The organism is Pseudarthrobacter niigatensis, assembly GCF_030812615.1.
In the GTDB taxonomy this organism is placed as follows: Bacteria; Actinomycetota; Actinomycetes; order Actinomycetales; family Micrococcaceae; genus Arthrobacter; species Arthrobacter niigatensis.
The window spans coordinates 109,486-124,428 of sequence record NZ_JAUSTB010000012.1; the positions used below are offsets into that span (position 1 = coordinate 109,486).

The window sequence follows — 14,943 nt, forward strand, 5'->3', positions numbered from 1 at the left end:
CCACGCATGAGAACCACAGCCGCAGGAGCCGAATCCCCCGTCCACCTGCTGGATCCGGATACCGTCAGCACGCGGGACCTGGACCGCCATGCCATGGCACATGACGCCTCGCACTACCTCCTGGTCCCGCAAGGGGTGGCCACCCCACGCAATGCCGCCGACGTTGGCGCCCTGCTCCGGCGCAGCCGGGAGCTTGGGCTTCCCGCCACCTTTCGTTCCGGTGGCACGAGCCTGTCCGGTCAGGCCCTGAGTGACAGCCTGCTGATCAACACCCGCCAGCATTTCCGCGGTGTTGAGGTGCTCGACGGCGGCGCCCGGGTCCGTGTCCAGCCCGGCGCCACGGTGCGCAGCGTCAACGCCAGGCTTGCCCCCTTTGGACGCAAGCTCGGCCCGGATCCCGCCAGCGAAATCGCCTGCACCGTGGGCGGTGTCATCGCCAACAACTCCTCAGGAATGGCGTGCGGCACTGAGCTCAACACCTACCGGACGCTGGAATCAATGGTGCTGGTGCTGCCCTCGGGCACGGTCATCGACACCGCTGATGCGGACGCCGACCGGCGGCTGCGCGAGCTGGAACCGGAACTCCACGAGGGGCTCCTGAAGCTGCGCCGGCGGGTGGTGGGAAACGACCAGTCCGTCCGCATCATCCGTTCACTGTTCTCGATGAAGAACACCATGGGCTACGGCGTGAACTCCTTCCTGGATTACGAACGCCCCGTGGACATCCTGATGCACCTGATGATCGGCAGCGAGGGAACCCTGGGCTTCGTGGCGGAGGCTGTCTTCCGGACCGTCGAGGTCAAACCCGCCGCCGCCACCGGGCTGCTGGTCTTCAACACCCTCGACGCGGCAATGGGAGCCCTGCCGGACCTGGTGTCCACCGGCCTTGCCACCATCGAACTCATGGACGCGGCAGCGTTGAAGGTGGCCCAGGCCGCCGCCGACGCCCCCGCCGCGATCCGTACCCTGCCGGTCCAAGGACACGCCGCGCTGCTGGTGGAACACCAGGGCTCGGACGCCGCCGAACTGTCCGGCAAGCGGGCAGGCTCGCAGCAGCTGTTCGACTCGCTGGACCTTGCAACACCCTTCGCGCTGACCTCGGACCCGAAAGACCGGGCTGCCCTGTGGCACGTCCGCAAGGGCCTGTACACGGCCGTGGCAGGCGCCCGCCCCTCCGGAACCAACGCACTGCTGGAGGACATCGTTGTCCCGGTTCCCGCCCTTGCCGGCACCTGCGGCGAACTGACACGGCTCTTCCACGAGCACCATTACAAGGAATCGGTGATCTTCGGGCACGCCAAAGACGGAAACGTCCACTTCATGCTCAACGAGCGCTTCGACGATCCGGACCAACTGCTGCGCTACCAGGCCTTCACCGACGAGATGGTGGACCTGGTCCTCGGCGCGGGCGGTTCACTCAAGGCCGAGCATGGGACGGGCCGGATCATGGCGCCTTTCGTCCGCCGCCAGTACGGCGACGAGCTCTATGGGGTTATGCAGGAAATCAAGCGGCTGATCGACCCGGCCAACCTCCTGAACCCGGGCGTGCTGCTCGCCGACGAACCCCTCTCCTACATCGAAAACCTCAAGGTGGCTCCCACCGTCGAGGAGGAAGTGGACCGGTGCGTCGAGTGCGGGTACTGCGAACCGGTGTGCCCCAGCAAGGACATCACGCTTACTCCGCGTCAACGCATCGTGCTTCGGCGCGACATTGCTGCCGCTGAGCAACGCGGCGACCACGCCCTCGCCGCCAGACTGCGCAAGGACTATGACTACGACGGCGTGCAGACCTGCGCTGCGGACGGCATGTGCGTCACCGCCTGCCCGGTGCTGATCAACACCGGGGACCTGGTCCGGCGGCTGCGCAAGGAAAATGCCAACACCGTCGCCGCGGCAGGCTGGAACAAGGCCGCCGAAAACTGGGGCGCCGTGACCGCCGGCGGCGGCCTGGCCCTGACTGTAGCCAAGGCCATGCCGGCGCCGCTGCCAAAGGCCGCCACCGCCGTCGGCCGTGCGCTGCTGGGACCGGAGGCGGTGCCCGCCTACGCCGACGTGCTGCCAGGCGGCGGTTCCAGGCGCCGGGAACGCCGGGACCCAGGCAGCGTGGCGGTGTTCTTCCCGGCCTGCATCGGCACCATGTTCGGCCCCGCGGAGGGCCCGGAAGGCAAGGGAAAGGGCTCGGCCCAGGCATTCCTGGACCTCTGCGAACGTGCCGGAGTGGGCATAACCGTCCCCGAAGGCATCGAGAGCCTGTGCTGCGGCACCCCGTGGAAATCCAAGGGCTTCTCCCAGGGCTACGACGCCATGACCGTGAAGGTCCTGGACCAGCTGTACGAGGCCAGCGGCCGCGGCAGGCTGCCCGTGGTGTGCGATGCCGCTTCCTGCACGGAAGGCCTGGAGACCATGAAGCGTCTTGCCGGCGCGGACGGGGAACGGTATGCCGGACTGCGCTTCGTTGACTCGGTGGAGTTCGTCCACCAGCACGTCCTGGGCCAGCTCACGGTGACCGCTCCCCTGGGTTCCATGGCCCTGCACCCCACGTGCTCATCCACCCAGCTGGGAACCAACCCCGCGCTGCTCGACATCGCCGGGGCCGTCACGGATGACGTGTTCGTGCCGCTCAACTGGGGGTGCTGCGCGTTCGCCGGCGACCGGGGCCTGCTCCACCCTGAACTCACCGACTCCGCCACCAACCGGCAGGCCGGCGAGATCAACGAGCGGGAGTTCGATGCCTATGCCTCCACCAACCGCACCTGCGAGCTGGGGATGTCCAAGGCGACCGGCCACTCCTACCGCCACCTGCTGGAAATCCTCGAGGAGGCCACCCGGCCCTGACGCAACCCCGCTAGACTGGCCGGGCAAGGACGGATTGGGGGATCCAGGACGGCGCAGCCGCTTGTTCCGCTGGTCGGTCGCCGCCAGCGGACCCAAGGACCATCATGACCTTCTTCCAGGACTTTCCCGTCCCTCCCCTGCCGCCCCGGCCGCGGACCACGAGGTACGTCCCGCCGCCGTGGGTGGCTGCACCCGCCTACGAACTGCCTGCCGTTGTCCATCTGGGCAGGTTCGTGAGCCGGACACCGGGAATGGTGGTGGCGGTCAAAGGCGCCGAAGTCTTCTCTACCGGGTGCCTGTTCAGTCTGTCCTGGCTCTTCCGCCGGACCGATCAATCCGATAGGGACTGGGACGATTTGCAGCCGCTGTTCTTCCAGCCCGGCAGGGGCTTTCGGGGGCGCAGCGAACGGCAGACCGGGCTGATGTTCGGCGTCGAATTCCCTGACGGTTCAAAAGCGAGCACCGGCAGCCAAATTCCCTACGGGCTGATGGAACCGGGCACCAACCCGGAGCCTCCGGTCCTCGCCCTGAACGGCGGCGGTGGCGGCGGGGGCGATGCGGAGTTCTCCGGCAGCGGCACCCTCTGGCTGTGGCCGCTGCCGCCTGCCGGGGATCTCCGGATGGTAGCCCAATGGACCGACTTCGGCCTGGCGGAAACGTCCTTGATGCTCGACGGCGGGGCCTTGCGTCAGGCGGCGGCGTCCGTTCAGCCGTACTGGCCGGAGGAGGAGCGCACTGATGGGTAACGCGACCGGACTTGTCCTGCTTGCGCTCTTCGGCGCGGTCTTCTTCTACATCCTGTACGGTGTGGTCCGCGCCGCCGTCCGCGACGGAATCCTCCAGGCGGATGAGCGGCGCAGGCGGCGTGCAGCGGACGAGTCGGAACGGCTCGGCGGTTAGCTGGTCAGCAGGCGGCTACAGGGTCCTCTTGTTCCGCAGCCTCTTCCTGCAGCGCGGACACAATGCTGCCGTAACCCTGCACGAACATCCGCCGGCCCTGGCCCTCGTCGGTCCATACCCAGATGATGGAGTAGTCGGAGGTCACGGCGTCCACCACGCCGGTGCCGGCCAGGGTTCCCTCGGCGAAGCGGACCCTGTCCCCCACCGCCAGCCGCGGATGCCTGGCCCGCTTCCTTCGAGGCCTGGGCGTGGCTGCTTTCCCTGCCATCGCAGGGTCTGACGGGCAGGTGCTGGTGTGCTGGCGCATCGGCTTCCTCTGGCTCGCGGGCGGACGGTCAGCTCATTACAACCCTGCCCGCTGCTCCCAGGTCACGCCACCAGGCGTGGTGCAGCAAGACTAACGCGGCGGTACTCCCGGATGCACAAACAGCCCCCTCGGAACGGAGTATGACTGCTCCGTTCCGAGGGGCCGTTGACGCCGGCGGACCCCAGTGAATACACCGCCAGGAAAGAATCAGTCCAAAGCCGCCACGGATCCCAGCGCGTCCCAAGCGAAGCTGGCCAGCCAGTGGGTGGACATGAAGTCGCCGCTCTCCAGCCCGTGGAGTCCGGCTTTCAGCAGCGGATCCAGCGCCTCGACCAGGACGGCAGCGGCGGCGGATGCCTCGGCGCTGCCGGATTCCCGAAGCGTGGCGATGATCCGGGCAACCTGCCCGGCCCGGGTCAGGTTCAGCCCGTGCAGGTGCACCAGGTAGCCGTCGGTTTCATCGGTGACGCTTACCGGCTGCAGGATGCGCGACTCCGCGGAAAGCCCCGGGAGGAACCCGGCGAACCACTCGGCGAACTCGTCCGCGGACAGCACGCGGCGCATCAGGTCCGCCTCGCTGAGTCCGGCGGACAGGAAATCCTGGCCGCTGAGCTCCCAGTCGCCCGGCCAGTCGCGGTCGTTACCGAACCAGCCACGTGCCGCTTCCTCGCACGCCTTTGCAGCATCAACGCGGCCCAGTGACCGGAACGCGTCCAGCATGTAGCCCACGCCGAATGCGGCGTTGGTGTGCAGCCCGTGGCGCACGGGGTACTGGGCCTTCTGCATCCACGCAGCGCTGAGGTCCGCCACGGCATCCACCAGCGGTTCCAGCGCAGTGCCCCACTCACGCAACTGCGCATCGGCGGACGCAGAGCACGTCGCGGCCAGCCGCATCAGCCATGCCCAGCCGTAGGGCCGTTCCCAGGACGGATTAGCCAGCAGGTAGTCCCGCTCCACGGCCAGCTTGGCCGGCGTGAGGTTGGCGCCCAGGGCTTCCCGGAGCGACGCCTCTGTGGGGCTATCCACCCAGGCCGCCGGGCCGTCGTCGGACGCTCCTTCCGGTGCAGCCCCGCCAAGGGGTGACCCGGGGGTGCCGCCCAGCAGGCTGGCCCCCAGCCAGTGCATGTGCACGCAGGAGTGCCAGTCGAAGGAGGTGTAGAACGCGGGGTGGATTTGCTCCGGGGTGGGCCGGTCCTCGGCCGACACCTGCGTGTGGTGCGCCGAGTGCGGGTAGGGCTCGGAGAGGTTGCCCAGCACCACGGCCGCGTAGTCCGGGGCCGCCTGTACGCGGAGGTCGTTGTCCATCATGCTCCTTAGAAAGCCGGGGTCGGCGAAGAGGTTTAGTGGAAGGCCAGGAAGTACATCAGGGCGATGTTCACCGCCAGCAGCGGGATGGCCGTGCCCACTTGCGCCGTGATGACGCCGTACTTGTTGTTCATCTCCAGCAGTGCGGACGGCACCAGGTTGAAGTTGGCGGCCATCGGGGTGCAGAGCGTGCCGCAGAAGCCGGCCAGCATGCCGATGGCGAAGATGATGGCGGGATCGCCGTGGAAGGTCTGCACCAGCACGGGCCAGCCAATCGCCGCGGTCATGATGGGGAAAGCCGCGAAGCCGTTGCCCATGAGCACCGTGAACAGGAACATGCCGATGCAGTAGACCAGCACGCCGGCGATCAGTGAGCCCTTGGGCAGCAGGCCTGAGGCCAGGTTGCCCACGGCGGTGCCCACGCCGGCTTTGGTGAAGAGGATGCCCAGCGTGGTGAGCATCTGCGGCAGCAGCGCAGCCCAGCCGATCGATTCCAGGATGCGGCGGCTTTCGAAGATGGGCGTCGCCGGGTTCTTCGGCTTCAGGATCACAAGGGCGACGATGACGGCGGCCACGGCGCCGATGGCCAGGGCCACCAGCGTGGTGTTCTTGGGGTCGAGCAGCGGGGTGCCGCCGATGTTCAGCACGGGTGCAGCCAGCACCAGGATCACGGTGACCAGCGGCAGCGTAAGGGCCGGGATGAACAGCTTGTTGCCGAAGCGCTTGGCGTAGGACTCGCGCTCGGGGCCGGTGGACGTGCGGTGCTTGCCGTGGCCCAGGAGGCCGGTGGAGGCCAGCACCACCAGGACCAGGACTGCGACGCCCAGGATCCAGCCGGGCGCGGTGCCTGCCTGGACCCAGGTGCTGTAGAAGAAGCACAGGCCCAGGATGCCCCAGAAGGCGGAGCTGCCCCAGCGGCGGGGGTGGTTGGTGTCGGCGGCAATCAGTGATGCCCACGCGACGAACAGAATGCCGATCAGCCAGTAGACGGCTTCAACGTTGATCATTTGGCTTCTCCTGCGGCTTCCTTCGGGGCGGTGAGCTCGTACTCGCGGTATTCCTTGTCCAGCTGCTTGTCCAGGCGCAGGAGCCGGAAGCCGTGGATGAGGAACGCTGCGATGGCGGTGGGGATGGCCCACAGGGCCAGCTGGAGCGGCTCCAGGTGGAGGTGGTACGTGGTGTCAACGAACGTGGTGATCAGCAGGATGGAGCCGACGGCCACGAACACGTCCTCGCCGAAGAACACGCCCACGTTGTCCGCACCGGCGGAATGGCCCTTGATCTTCTCGCTGATCTTTTCCGGCACGTGGCCGTAGCGGCGCAGCGCGGCGCCCTCAGCCATGGGGAACACCAGCGGACGGACGGTCTGGGCGTGGCCGCCGATGCTGTTCAGGCCCACGGCGGCGGTGATCTGGCGGACAGCCAGGTAACCGATGAGCACGCGGCCCGCGGTCAGCTTGGCCAGTCGGCCGATGAGGACCTTGGCCTGCTCCTGCAGCCCGAAGAACTCGATGATGCCCACCACCGGCAGCACCGCCACGAAGATGGTGACCGAGCGGCTGCTGGCAAAGCCGGTGCCGAAGGCATCAAGGATCTGCGCGGGGTTCATGCCGCCCAGCAGTGCGGTGACGATGCCGGCGACGGTGACGACAATCAGGGGGTTCAGGCGGATGGCGAAGCCAACGATCACCAGCAGCACCCCGATGAGTACAAGCATGACTATCCCTTCCCAGGGGACCCGTGAAGGGTCTTTCAAAATGGGGGCCGGCGCGTCAGTGAGGTTGGTCAGTTGGTGATGACGGCGCCGAGGGGCGGGAGCCCCGGTGCGTTGGAACTGCAGAGTTAAGTGAGCTGCAGAACAACGGTGTGATCTAAAGCATAGCTTTTTGTTCAACAATCCTGCAACCCCTTTTGAGAGGGGCTTGATTCAGCGGCCGACGGCGTCCAGCAGCTGGGCTTCGGCGCGGTCCAGGTAAGTGGCCAGGAAGTCCGCTGCCGCGGCTTTGTCTCCCGCCTCCAGCAGTTCCACGATGTGCGCGTTGTCCTCCACGTAGGGCTCATGGAAGGCCGGGTTGGCGGCCATGGAGTGGAACACGAGCCGCATCTCGGCCAGGACCTGTTCCATGAGGCTGTTGAGCCGCTCGCTGCCGGCCCGGTTCACGATGGCACGGTGGAAGTCCTGGTTGGCGCTGGCCATGCCGGGGATGTCCCCTTCCGCGGCGGCAGCCCTGGCCGCCTTGATGATGGTCGGCAGCGGCTCGATGGAGGTCTCGCCGGACCACAGCACCGCGGCCGGTTCCAGGAAGCGGCGCACCCGGTAGATTTCGCGGATGTCGTCCGGGGTGGGGTGGGCCACGAACACGCCGCGGTTGGGGATGCGGGTGACGATGTGCTCGGCATGCAACGCCGTGAACGCCTCACGCAGGGTATTGCGGGACACGCCAAGGGCCTCGCGGAGGGCTTCCTCCGCGAGTTTGGAGCCGGGCTTGAGCAGGCCAGCCTCGATCCGGCTGCGCAGCTGGGCGGCCACCCAAAGGCCGGTCTCGGCGTGCTTTGTGGTCCTGGCCTGGGCTTGGAGATCGGCCAGTACCTCGTCAAACGTCATGGCACCACGATATCCGGCAGGACACCGGTACCCTGTCCGCACCGGACGTATTCCGCCATCATGGTGACCATGACGTGGCTTGACGGCCTCCGGTTCGACCCGATCGCCCCGCTGCTGTCCAGCGGCCACCCTGCCGTGCGCGCCTGGGCCGTCCGCGAGCTGGTCCCCGGGCCGGGAGGGCTGCCAGCCGCTCCCGCGGGTGCGCCGGACGAGGCACTCTGGGACCTTCCGGTCCCCCGCCGGATCCTGCGGCACCAAGCGGCGGATGGGTCGTGGGCCTATCCGGGAAAACGGGCCCGGGACCGCATGGACTACGACCTGCTGGAGACCTACCGGCAACTCGGGTTCCTCGTCGAGATGTTCGGGCTCACCCGCCGGCATCCGGCCATCGCCGCAGCCGCCGGTTATGTGCTTTCACACCAGTCCGAGCTGGGTGACCTTCGGGGGATTTACGGCAACCAGGTGTCTCCCAACTACACGGGAGCCCTCATCGGGCTCCTGTGCAAGGCGGGGTACGGCGACGACCCCCGTGTAGAACGCGCGTTCAGCTGGCTTGAGGCGTCGCGGCAGGACGACGGCGGCTGGGCCCTTCCCATCCGCACCCGTGGGAGGAACCTGGACGCGCTGGACGAGCCGCAGACCATTCCCGGCGATCCGGCGCAGCCGTTCTCGCACCTGATCACCGGGGTGGTGCTCAGGGCCTACGCTGCCCATCCCGCGAACAGCGCAAGCACCTCCGCACAGAAGGCCGCGGAAATGCTGGCGGCCCGCTTCTTCGAGCCGGACGCCTATCCTGACAAGGGCCGCGTCTCCGACTGGACCGAGTTCTGCTTTCCCTTCTGGATGACGGACCTCGTTTCCGCCCTCGACGCCATCAGCATCATCCGCCCCGGCCTGCGAACGGAAAAAACCAACCAGGCGCGCGACTGGCTCTCCGCGCACCAGGAACCGTCAGGGCTCTTCACCGGCCACCTGCTCCGGGACAGGTTCCACGACCTCCAGCTCTGGTTCAGCCTTGCGGTGTGCCGCGTGTTCGCGCGGATGCCCTCGTGACGTGCGCTTAGGAAATCGTGGTGAGCACCTGCCCGGGCCCGACGGCGTCTCCGGCCGCGGCGTACAGCTCACCGACGGTCCCGGCACGGTGGGCGGCCACGGCCGTCTCCATCTTCATGGCTTCGAGCACCAGTACCGCTTCGCCTTCCTCGACGCTTGCCCCGGGCTCAGCCAGCCACTTGACCACGGTGCCGGCCATGGTGGCCAGCAGGTCGCCGTCGTTCTTCTCCTGCAGCGTCTCCCCGCTGGCCTCCTGGCCTTCCGCGCTCCGCCGGCCACCGCCGTCGAGCAGGGAATCCAGCAGCGCCTCGGGCAGTCCCAGCTCCATCCGTTTGCCGTCCACCTCGATGCCGATGGTCCGGCGGGGTTCATCCGGCGCGGCCGGGCTGAAGGCCGGGTCCGCGTCCAGGGCGGTGGCGAATTCGTTCTCAATCCAGGTGGTGTAGGTGTCCAGCCGGTCCTCGCGGGTGAAGTCCGGCGCCCCGACCACTGCCCGGTGGAAGGGCAGCACGGTAGCCAGTCCGCCGATCCGGAACTCCTGCAGGGCGCGGCGGGCACGCCGGAGGGCCTGCTGGCGGTCTGCGCCGGTGACCACCAGCTTGGCCAGCAGCGAGTCGAACTGCCCGGGCACCGTAGAGCCGGCACGGACGCCCGTATCCAGGCGGATCCCGGGCCCGGTGGGCACCTCGAAGGATTCCACGGTCCCGGGCGAGGGCAGGAATCCGCGGCCCGGATCCTCGGCGTTGATGCGGAATTCGAAGGCGTGGCCGCGCGGCTCCGGGTCCTCCAGGACGGGGAGCTGCTCCCCCGCCGCGATGGCCAGCTGGGCAGCCACCAGGTCCACGCCGGAGGTCTCCTCGGTGATCGGGTGCTCCACCTGCAGCCGCGTGTTGACCTCCAGGAAGCTGAGGAAACCGGAGCCGTCCAGCAGGTACTCCACGGTGCCGGCGCCGACATATCCGGCCTCCCGGCAGATGGCCTTGGCAGAGGCATGGATGGCGGCCCGCTGGTCCGGCGTGAGGAATGGCGCGGGGGCTTCCTCCACGAGTTTCTGGTGGCGGCGCTGCAGCGAGCAGTCGCGTGTGCCCACCACCACCACATTGCCGTGCGTGTCCGCGATGACCTGTGCCTCCACGTGGCGGGGGCGGTCCAGGAATTTCTCCACGTAGCACTCGCTGCGGCCAAAGGCTGCAAGGGACTCGCGGACCGCCGAGTCGAAGCTTTCCTCGATATCGGCCAGGTTCCGGACGACTTTGAGGCCGCGTCCGCCGCCGCCGAAGGCAGCCTTGATGGCCACGGGGAGGCCCACCTGCTCGGCGAAGGCACGGACCTCGTCGGCGCTGTCCACGGGCCCGTCACTGCCGGGTGCCAGCGGGGCGCCGGCCCGGACGGCCACCTCGCGGGCGCTGACCTTGTCGCCCAGCAGGCGGATGGTGTCCGGGGAGGGGCCGATCCAGGTCAGGCCGGCGTTCAACACGGCCTGGGCAAAGCCTGCGTTCTCGGACAGGAAGCCGTAGCCGGGGTGGACGGCGTCGGCGCCGCTCTTGGCCGCAATGGCCAGGATCTTGTCGATGTCCAGGTAGGTTTCCTGGGGCCTGGATCCGGCCAGCGAGTATGCCTCAGTGGCTGCTGAGACGTGCAGTGCGTCGGCGTCGGGGTCGGCGTAGACGGCCACGCTTTCCAGGCCTGCATCGTCGCAGGCATGGGCGATCCGGACGGCGATCTCGCCGCGGTTGGCTATGAGGACTTTACGCATGGGGGCTTTCCTTAGCTGTTTCGGGCAGTTCTGCCGGGGGTGCTGCAGCGGTGAACCGCACGGCGGCGCCCGGGGGAAGTTGGGCCGCTTTGTCCAGGTCCGCGTGGACGACGACGGCGATCACCGGGTATCCGCCCGTCACCGGGTGGTCGGAGAGGAAGAGGACAGGCTGGCCTTCCGGCGGCACCTGGATGGCACCCCGGACCGTTCCTTCGCTGGCCAGTTCACCGTCGCGGCTCCGGGTGAGGGCGTTGCCGTTGAGGCGCAGTCCGATCCGGTTGGACTGCGGCGTGACGGTCCAGTCCTGTTCCAGGAAGTCCTGCAGGGTTTGGGCACTGAACCAGTCCTGCCGGGGTCCGGGCACCACGCGGAGCACGGTTGGCGCGGACTGGTCCGGAAGGGGTGACGACTCGGGGTGGCCCACGATGCTGCCCGGCTTCGGTGCGAGCACGGGAAGGATGGTTCCAGCCTGGAGCGGTTCGGGCCCGATCCCGGACATGGTGTCTGTGGACCGGCTCCCCAGCGCGTCGGGGCCGCCGATCCCGCCGCGGACGCCGAGGTAGGAGCGGAGCCCTGCCGTGGGGTTTCCCACCGTCAGCCTCTCGCCCGCCAGCAGCGCGAAGGGGGCGCCGCACCCGGGGTGCCGGGCCGCCGTCGTACCTGCTGCCGCGTCTTCCGGCGGCGTGATCCCAAGTGGAACCTCTGCGCCGGTGACGGCCAGGACCTGGTCCGAGAGGGCCTCGAGTTCCAGGCCGCCGAAGAGGAGTTCGATGCCGGCCGCGTCCTCGGCGTTGCCCACCATGCGGTTGGCGCGGCGGAGGGCCGCCCGGTCCATGGCGCCGGCGCTGCTGACGCCGAGGGAGGCGTAGCCCGGGCGGCCCAGGTCCTGGATGGTGGCCTGGAGTCCCGGCTTCCGGACGGCAAGCCCTGCGGTGGCGGGGTCTGTTGCCGCGGTGCTGGCCGCGTCCGGCCCGCGCTGTTCGGTCACAGCGTGGTCGGCCACGGTGGCCTGCGCCCGCACCGCGTTGAAGCGGACCGTGTCGCCGGGCCGGATCAGGGCCGGGTTTTCGCGGTCCAGGTCCCACATGGCTGCTTCGGTCCGGCCGATCAGCTGCCAGCCGCCGGGCGACTGCCGGGGGTAGACCGCCGAGTACGCGCCGCCCAGTGCCACGGCACCGGCGGGCACAGCCGTCCTCGGTGAGTGGCGCCGCGGCACTTCCAGGCGGGAATCTTCGCCCGTGAGGTAGGCGAAGCCGGGGGCGAAGCCGGCAAAGGCGGCGGTCCAGAGCTGGCCTGTGTGGGCGGCAACGACTCCCTGGCGGTCCAGCCCGGTGAGCTTCGCGACCTCGTCCAGGTCCTCGCCGTCGTACACCACGTCGATGGTGACCAGCGTGCTCTCGGTGCCGGCCGGGGCTTCCAGGTCGATGCTGCGCACGTGAGTGGCCAGGGCCCGTGCCGCGTGGGGCGAGTCCGTGGTGATGAGGACGGTCCGGGCTGCGGCAATGACGTCAACCTGCCCCGGCTGGGGGTGTGCGGTGAGTTGCGCCTGGAGACTGAGGACGGAGTCCAGGGTGGGGAGCTCCACCAAAATGGCGCAGTCTCCGGCGGCCCGGACACCGGTCAGTGCGGCGTGTGGCGGCTTCTGTGCCTGCTGCTGTTTGGTGGGCATGGCTAGGCGAAACTTTGGATCTGGATGCCGGCGTCCAGCAGCGCGGCGCGGACGGCGGCGGCCATGGCAACGGCACCCGGCGTGTCACCGTGCAGGCAGATGCTTTCGGCCTTGACCTGGACCAGCGTGCCGTCGATGGCCCGGACCACGCCGTCCCCGGCCAGGCGCAGGACATGTTCGACGACGTCCTCCACCTTGTGCAGCACGGCGCCGGGCTCGCGGCGGGACACCAGGGTGCCGTCGGGGTTGTAGGCGCGGTCGGCGAAGGCTTCGGCTACGGTCCGCAGCCCGGCGGCGTCGGCCTGGCGCTGGATCTCGGAGTTGGGGAGGACCATGAGGGGCAGGGTGGGGTCCACGGCCAGGATGGCGGCAACGACGGCGCCGGCCTGCTGGGGGTGGTTGACGATGGTGTTGTACAGGGCGCCGTGGGGCTTGACGTAGCGCACGGCTGTTCCGGCTGCGAGGGCTACGGCCTGGACTGCGCCGATCTGGTAGACGACGTCAGCGGTCAGCTCTTCCGGGGTCATGTCCACGAAGCGGCGGCCGAATCCGGCCAGGTCCCGGTATCCGGGGTGTGCGCCGACGGTGACGCCGGCCTTCACGGCGGCCTGGCAGGTGGCCATGATGCCCACGGGATCGCCCGCGTGGAAGCCGCAGGCTACGTTGGCACTGGACACACTCTCGAAAATGGCGGCGTCATCGCCGAAGGACCAGTTCCCAAAGGACTCGCCGACGTCGCTGTTCAGGTCGATGCTGGGCATTGTGATCTCCGTCTCGGATTGGTGTCCTTCAAGAATGCCCTAAAAAGTCGGATTGTTCAACAATCCGGGAAAGGCGACTCCTTCAGAATCTATGCAAAGCTTCGTAGAGCATCTGGTGGCCTTGTCTTTCGAACTCGTGATCGCCAATCTTGTATGCCCAAGCGGCCGTGGAAACGGCTTCTCGCAGCTGCATGACCCTCCAGAGCTCACTTTCCCTGGGATCTGAGCCGTAGCCCGCAAAGAAGGCCGGCTCCAGCTGCGGAGCAGTACGCCATTGCTGTACGGCAAGACGCCAGAAATCGCTGGCAGTCGGCCTGAACTCAAACCTGCCAAAGTCGATGACCCTTACATCGTTCCCGTCGATGAGCCAGTTGCGGGGCTGCCAGTCGCCGTGGGACGGGACGACATCAACTGGCCTCGGCTCATATGTGGCGAGTATCGCCCGCGCCTCTTCTGCGGCTGAGTCCTCGATGCTGTGGGGTGCTCCGAGCCACGCGAGGGCCTTGGCAGTAGCGGCCGCCTCATAGTCCGGGTCACTGCGCACCGCCTGGTGGTGAAAAGCGCGCAGGAGGGCACCGGCTTGCACGTACGTCTCCGCCGCATATTCGGCTTCGGTGCCTTCTACCAGGCAGCCTTCCAAATACTCCGATACCAGGACGTTCGCAGAGCGGTCCGCGTGTATGAGCTTTGGTGCACGGTTCTGACAGGACAAGACCTGGACCCAGGATTGGTGAGCACTAATTTCACGCGCAATGTGATGGTTCGCAGGACCGCCGGCCTTGACGATATATTTCCGGCGCCCGCTTTCCACCTTGAGAACCGCGGTATCGATGAGGTCCCAGGAAAGATCACTCACCAGACGAACCCCCGGGAGCCAAGTTTCCACGCGCCCCGCCTGCCGGGCGCTCAACCGGTTGCCGTGCCAGGATTCCATTCCGGCAGAATATCCGGTCCGGGCCGCTGCCCAACCCTAGACTGGCTGCGTGACTGATATTGAGGCGCAGGTCCGCCGGGCCTACGCCGGGCGTGCTGCCGAGTACACCCGTCTCCTAGGCGATATCGCGGACATGGATGAGCGTGACCGCGACTGCATTAGCAGGTGGGCTCTGCGGATTGACGGACCGGTGATCGACGCAGGATGTGGTCCGGGGCATTGGACAGATTTTCTGTCTCAGCGCGGTGTCGATATTTGCGGCATTGATCTCGTTCCAGAATTCATCGAGATTGCCCGCTCCCGCTTCCCCGCTGTTCCCTTTCGGACTTCCTCGTTCCACACGCTTGCTCTGCAGGACGAAAGCCTCAGTGGAGTGCTCGCCTGGTATTCATTGATCCATCTCCAACCAACAGAGCTGCCCGCAGCCCTCGCCGAGTTTCGCCGAGTTCTAAGACCGGACGGGCACTTTCTTGTCGGCTTCTTCGAAGGGCCGGCTGCTGAGCCGTTTCAACATGCCGTCACCGACGCCTTTTACTGGTCCGTGCCGCAGATGCGCGTATTGCTGGAGAACGCTGGTTTCAAGGTCCTCGACACTGAAATGCGCAGGGACGAGGGTGGGCGGCGGCCCCATGCTGCCATGACAGCGACTGCCCACTAAGGGTCCTTCGGTTTTTCGGGTTAAATGTGGGAGGCCCCAACCGTGTGGTTGGGGCCTCGACCATGAATAGTTGTTCCGGCGGTGACCTACTCTCCCACACCCTCCCGGGTGCAGTACCATCGGCGCTGTGGGTCTTAGCTTCCGGGTTCGGAATGGGACC

General features: G+C 67.6%; 14 protein-coding genes and 1 rRNA gene. 5 read left to right on the top strand and 10 right to left on the bottom strand.

The window, feature by feature from the left end; all coding sequences use genetic code 11:
* Positions 1 to 6 precede the first annotated feature (6 nt).
* The 3 genes from J2T23_RS16345 (at position 7) to J2T23_RS16355 (ending at position 3,735) form a co-directional block, all read left to right on the top strand.
* Positions 7 to 2,835, top strand: coding sequence for an FAD-binding and (Fe-S)-binding domain-containing protein (locus J2T23_RS16345; protein WP_307361686.1), 2,829 nt, complete (start codon positions 7 to 9; stop codon positions 2,833 to 2,835).
* A gap of 104 nt (positions 2,836 to 2,939) precedes the next feature.
* Positions 2,940 to 3,581 carry a hypothetical protein gene (locus tag J2T23_RS16350; protein ID WP_168223103.1) on the top strand — a complete coding sequence of 214 codons (642 nt, stop codon included), beginning with the start codon at positions 2,940 to 2,942 and terminating at the stop codon, positions 3,579 to 3,581.
* Positions 3,574 to 3,735: a hypothetical protein gene (locus tag J2T23_RS16355; protein WP_307361690.1), complete on the top strand. Its 162-nt coding sequence runs from the start codon at positions 3,574 to 3,576 to the stop codon at positions 3,733 to 3,735. Before J2T23_RS16350 ends, J2T23_RS16355 begins: the two co-directional genes overlap by 8 nt.
* A 4-nt stretch (positions 3,736 to 3,739) precedes the next feature.
* On the opposite strand, the gene J2T23_RS16360 is transcribed toward J2T23_RS16355, so the two are convergent.
* From J2T23_RS16360 to J2T23_RS16380, 5 genes are all read right to left on the bottom strand, one after another.
* Positions 3,740 to 4,042: a hypothetical protein gene (locus J2T23_RS16360; RefSeq protein ID WP_307361693.1), complete on the bottom strand. Its 303-nt coding sequence runs from the start codon at positions 4,040 to 4,042 to the stop codon at positions 3,740 to 3,742.
* Between the two features lie 207 nt (positions 4,043 to 4,249).
* On the bottom strand, positions 4,250 to 5,347 hold the full coding sequence (locus J2T23_RS16365; RefSeq protein WP_307361694.1) for a DUF2891 family protein: 1,098 nt from the start codon (positions 5,345 to 5,347) through the stop codon (positions 4,250 to 4,252).
* A 35-nt stretch (positions 5,348 to 5,382) separates the two neighbouring features.
* Positions 5,383 to 6,354: a DUF979 domain-containing protein gene (locus J2T23_RS16370; RefSeq protein ID WP_236801310.1), complete on the bottom strand. Its 972-nt coding sequence runs from the start codon at positions 6,352 to 6,354 to the stop codon at positions 5,383 to 5,385.
* Entirely contained in the window at positions 6,351 to 7,064 is a 714-nt protein-coding gene (locus tag J2T23_RS16375) for a DUF969 domain-containing protein (protein WP_142130864.1), read from the bottom strand. The genes J2T23_RS16370 and J2T23_RS16375 overlap by 4 nt, the downstream gene beginning before the upstream one ends.
* Before the next feature lie 210 nt (positions 7,065 to 7,274).
* The gene (locus tag J2T23_RS16380) at positions 7,275 to 7,952 is read right to left on the bottom strand and encodes a GntR family transcriptional regulator (RefSeq protein WP_141180892.1); all 678 of its coding nucleotides are present in this window, start codon (positions 7,950 to 7,952) and stop codon (positions 7,275 to 7,277) included.
* Between the two features lie 69 nt (positions 7,953 to 8,021).
* Between J2T23_RS16380 and J2T23_RS16385 the strand changes: the two genes are divergently transcribed.
* Entirely contained in the window at positions 8,022 to 9,005 is a 984-nt protein-coding gene (locus J2T23_RS16385) for a prenyltransferase/squalene oxidase repeat-containing protein (RefSeq protein WP_307361697.1), read from the top strand.
* Positions 9,006 to 9,012: 7 nt separating this feature from the next.
* Here J2T23_RS16385 and J2T23_RS16390 read toward each other — a convergent pair whose 3' ends face one another.
* The 4 genes from J2T23_RS16390 to J2T23_RS16405 all read right to left on the bottom strand — a co-directional run bounded on the left by J2T23_RS16390 (position 9,013) and on the right by J2T23_RS16405 (position 14,125).
* Positions 9,013 to 10,761 (bottom strand): acetyl/propionyl/methylcrotonyl-CoA carboxylase subunit alpha, encoded by a 1,749-nt coding sequence (locus J2T23_RS16390; protein WP_307361699.1) that lies wholly within the window; start codon positions 10,759 to 10,761, stop codon positions 9,013 to 9,015.
* Positions 10,754 to 12,430 (bottom strand): 5-oxoprolinase subunit B/C family protein, encoded by a 1,677-nt coding sequence (locus J2T23_RS16395; RefSeq protein ID WP_159632749.1) that lies wholly within the window; start codon positions 12,428 to 12,430, stop codon positions 10,754 to 10,756. The genes J2T23_RS16390 and J2T23_RS16395 overlap by 8 nt, the downstream gene beginning before the upstream one ends.
* Before the next feature lie 2 nt (positions 12,431 to 12,432).
* On the bottom strand, positions 12,433 to 13,191 hold the full coding sequence (locus tag J2T23_RS16400) for a LamB/YcsF family protein (RefSeq protein ID WP_159632750.1): 759 nt from the start codon (positions 13,189 to 13,191) through the stop codon (positions 12,433 to 12,435).
* An 82-nt stretch (positions 13,192 to 13,273) separates the two neighbouring features.
* Entirely contained in the window at positions 13,274 to 14,125 is an 852-nt protein-coding gene (locus J2T23_RS16405; protein WP_307361704.1) for a phosphotransferase, read from the bottom strand.
* A 49-nt stretch (positions 14,126 to 14,174) separates the two neighbouring features.
* On the opposite strand from J2T23_RS16405, the gene J2T23_RS16410 reads away from it, so the two are divergent.
* The gene (locus J2T23_RS16410; RefSeq protein WP_307361706.1) at positions 14,175 to 14,783 is read left to right on the top strand and encodes a class I SAM-dependent methyltransferase; all 609 of its coding nucleotides are present in this window, start codon (positions 14,175 to 14,177) and stop codon (positions 14,781 to 14,783) included.
* Positions 14,784 to 14,856: 73 nt separating this feature from the next.
* On the opposite strand, the gene rrf is transcribed toward J2T23_RS16410, so the two are convergent.
* A 5S ribosomal RNA gene (gene rrf / locus J2T23_RS16415) occupies positions 14,857 to 14,943 on the bottom strand; the annotation flags it as partial.